The following is a 3330-nucleotide window of genomic DNA, read 5'->3' on the forward strand; positions in this document are numbered from 1 at the left end:
CTACTCCCCTACTCCCCTACTCCCCTACTCCCTGCGAGCATCATGCCCTACCAATCCCCGATCTCCCCCGGCCGTTCCTGGTATGAGGACACGGCCGGTCCGCGGCCTGAATACCCGGCGCTGGATGGCGACCGGACATGCGACGTCGTTGTCATCGGCGGCGGCTTTACCGGCCTGTCGGCGGCAGCGCATCTGGCCAAGGCGGGCGCCAATGTCGTTTTGATCGAGGCGTATCGCTTCGGTGATGGCGCCTCCGGGCGCAATGGTGGCCAACTTGGCACCGGCCAGCGCGCCTGGGCCGAAGACCTGGAGGCCGAGTACGGCTTGTTCCGCGCCAAGGCTCTGTTTGATCTTGCCGAAGAGGCGAAGGCGCATCTCCTCGAATTCACTGCCGCCAACCAGATCGATATCGACTATATGCCGGGCCAGCTCTCGGTGGCGCACAAGCCGCGCTATGTCGATGACTACAAGGCGCATGCCGAGATCATGGCGAGCCGTTTTTCCTACCCGCATATCTCGTTCATGGATGCCAGGGAGACGGCGGAGCGGCTGGGCTCGACCGCCTATTTCGGCGGCACGCGCGACACCGGCACAGGGCACATCCATCCGATGAAGCTGGTGATCGGCACAGCGCGGGTGGCAGCGCTTGCAGGCGCGCAGCTGTTCGAGGGGACTCAATCAACCGGCATCATTTCCAGTGGCGGCAAGATCAAGGTTTCGACGTCGAGAGGCACGGTGACGGCGCAGAAATGCCTGATCGCGGTCAACGCCTATGGCGGCGCGCTCGAGCCGGTGAGTGCCGCGCACGTCATGCCGATCGGTTCCTTCATCGGCGCGACCGTGCCTCTGGGAGCCGACTCGAACGTTTTGCGGGGCGGCGAGGCGGTCGACGATTCCCGCTTCGTCGTGCGCTATTTCCGCAGATCGAAGGACGGGCGGCTGCTGTTTGGCGGACGCGAGGTCTATGGCGTCAACGATCCCCGGGATATCCACATCCACATCCGTCGCCAGATCGCGGAACTCTATCCGGCGCTCGGGGATGTCGAGATCACGCATGGCTGGGGCGGCTATGTCGGCATCACGGTGCCAAGAAAGCCGTTCGTGCGCGAAGTGATGCCCAATGTGATCTCGGCCGGCGGCTATTCCGGCCACGGCGTCATGCTGTCGAACTACTTCGGTAAACTCTATGCCGAAACCGTTGCCGGCAACCGCGACCGGCTGAAGCTGATCGAGGATCTGAAAATCCCGCCTTTCCCTGGCGGCCGGCGTTTCCGCACGCCGCTGCTGTTCCTGGCGCTCAACTGGTTTGCGCTGCGCGACAGGATCTAGCCGGCCGGCCTGATGTAATATTGTAATATTTGTTGTAACATTTGTTGCCCGTGCGACGCATTGCGCAATTTCCCGCAAAGGCGCAGAATCCTCTATGTTGGCGTACTGATGCCACAATCGCAGGCGAAAGCTGCCGGTTCTGGGCGATTGTTCGGGGATTGTTGCGGGCCTGCCCGCGTTGTTTTTGGGACCGATGCGGATCAGACGCCGGACTTCCGGCACCGATTGAAAGAACGTCGGCCCGCTTATGGAGGTGGCAAGAGTGAGAGAGCCCTTCAGTTTCGGTACGCCGGAACGTCGGCGCTTTGCCATGCAGTTCGGATACGACATGCGGCCGTCCTTCTGGCAGGAAGTCCGTTCGAACTCGCATCTGGTGATTGCCGCGATCGGCACCGCCGCACTGCTTGGCGTCGCCGCCGTGGCGCTGTGGCTGGCGCTGCCGGCCAGCGACAGGCAAGCGGCAGCGAGCCCCGAACAGACCATTCCAACGGTTCCGGTGAAGACGACGAAAATAACCCCGGTTGGGGCCGCGGTCGCTGCGGCAGCCGTACCGCAGGCGCGCAAGTCCGACGCAATTCCAACAACTGTGGCGGCCGCGCAAGACAACATTCCCGCACTCGCCGCCAATGACCCGCGCTGGACCGGTTCCCAGCTGAAGGCCGCATCCGCGTCCGATTCGACTGCTCCCAGCCAGGTGGCGGACAAGGCACCCGACAAGCAAACGGCGGCATTCGCGCAGCCGGCAGCCGATACCGATGCCGCCACCGAACTTGCCAAGGTAGCCGCGCCCGGCGCAACCGCGGGCAACCATCCCGACGGCGCACAAACCGCCGCCATTCCCGAGGTGCAACCGCAAGTGCCGGCTCAAGAGCCCGCGGCAGAAGGTGATGACAGCCAGGCCAAGGCGAAGCCAAGGAAAGCCGCAGCCGCCGGAACAGGACGCATCCTGAGGGCCGTGACCATGCGAAGCGGCCCGAAGAAAAATGCCGCCGCCATCGGTACGGTGCCAGCCAAAACCTCGGTGCAGGTGATGAGCTGCAAGAAATGGTGCCAGATCACCTACAACGGCAAGACCGGCTGGATCTACAAGAGCTACATCAAGACCGGCGCCTGACGTCTACCGCCTTGGGTGAGGCACGCCCCTTATCTTGGCGCCTATCGTTCCCAAAACCGCTGCAGTGCGGAGCAGGCTTGCTTGATCGCCCGAACGGCTTTCGAAGACATAGCCGGCGGAACCGACGATGGCCGAGCCTCGCCGGCTGACGGAAACCTCGATCGTGAAGGCCTGCTCGGGTATCTTTGCACCTGCCGATGTTCCGGCCTTGACGAAGTTGGCCAGCGTGGGGCCGGCTCGACTTACGACCAGATCGCCGCGCCGCGAATTGACCGTGAATGTGCTGTAGAGATCAGGCAAAGAAATCGAGCGCAGCCTGGAAAAGTCCTGCAGCTCAGCCACGGATTCGAACGGTGCATGCTTGAAACCACCCACGACTTCGACCTTTTGCGTGGCCACCGCGGCAAAGATGCTGGCGCCGCTGCGGGAATATTCGACCGCGATCGCAAGCCAGTTGGACATCTCCGGATCGACGCCGAGCGAAGCGAAACCCTGGGCAAGCAGATTGTGATCGGCGGCGTTGAGATCGATCAGGCCCGAATGCCCCTGCAACCGCATCACGACCGTCAGATCGCCGACCACGCAGGAGACTGGCTCGAAATTGAGCGGCAACCCGATGTCCGGCCCGGCGCTCGACAGGCGCGCGGCCAGCACGTTGGTCAGGCCTTCGGCGAGCAGGCCGAACCGCTGGCTTTCGGTCTCATTCGAAGCGATCTTGAGCCGCGTCCAGGCGGTCAGGGCGAAGGTCGAGGTGATGGCGGAGACGATGAGGAGGAAGACAAGGACAGCGACGAGGGCGAAGCCGGAGGATTGGCACTCGCAAGAGGCCGATGAATCACGGGGATTTTCTTCGACCACAGTCCACCATCGAGAATAAAAGTGTGCTG

At 62.9% G+C, this 3330-nt stretch carries 3 protein-coding genes; 2 read left to right on the plus strand and 1 reads right to left on the minus strand.

Annotated elements, in window-relative coordinates:
- The first annotated feature begins 42 nt into the window (after positions 1-42).
- Together EN884_RS30445 and EN884_RS30450 are read left to right on the plus strand one after the other, a co-directional pair.
- Positions 43-1329 carry an FAD-binding oxidoreductase gene (locus EN884_RS30445; protein WP_063170069.1) on the plus strand — a complete coding sequence of 429 codons (1287 nt, stop codon included), beginning with the start codon at positions 43-45 and terminating at the stop codon, positions 1327-1329.
- A gap of 262 nt (positions 1330-1591) precedes the next feature.
- Positions 1592-2443, plus strand: a complete 852-nt coding sequence (locus tag EN884_RS30450; protein ID WP_027162286.1) for an SH3 domain-containing protein — start codon at positions 1592-1594, stop codon at positions 2441-2443.
- A 3-nt stretch (positions 2444-2446) separates the two neighbouring features.
- Here the strand turns inward: EN884_RS30450 and EN884_RS30455 are convergent.
- Positions 2447-3330, minus strand: an 884-nt coding sequence (locus tag EN884_RS30455; RefSeq protein WP_206617676.1) for a hypothetical protein, incomplete at its 5' end; no start/stop codon positions are given.

Source organism: Mesorhizobium sp. M7A.F.Ca.AU.001.01.1.1, from assembly GCF_004022735.1.
Classification (GTDB): domain Bacteria; phylum Pseudomonadota; class Alphaproteobacteria; order Rhizobiales; family Rhizobiaceae; genus Mesorhizobium; species Mesorhizobium ciceri.

Bases quoted from the DNA above. Each gene is read 5' to 3' on its own strand.
- EN884_RS30445 (WP_063170069.1), top strand. From the start codon at position 43: ATGCCCTACCAATCCCCGATCTCCCCCGGCCGTTCCTGGTATGAGGAC.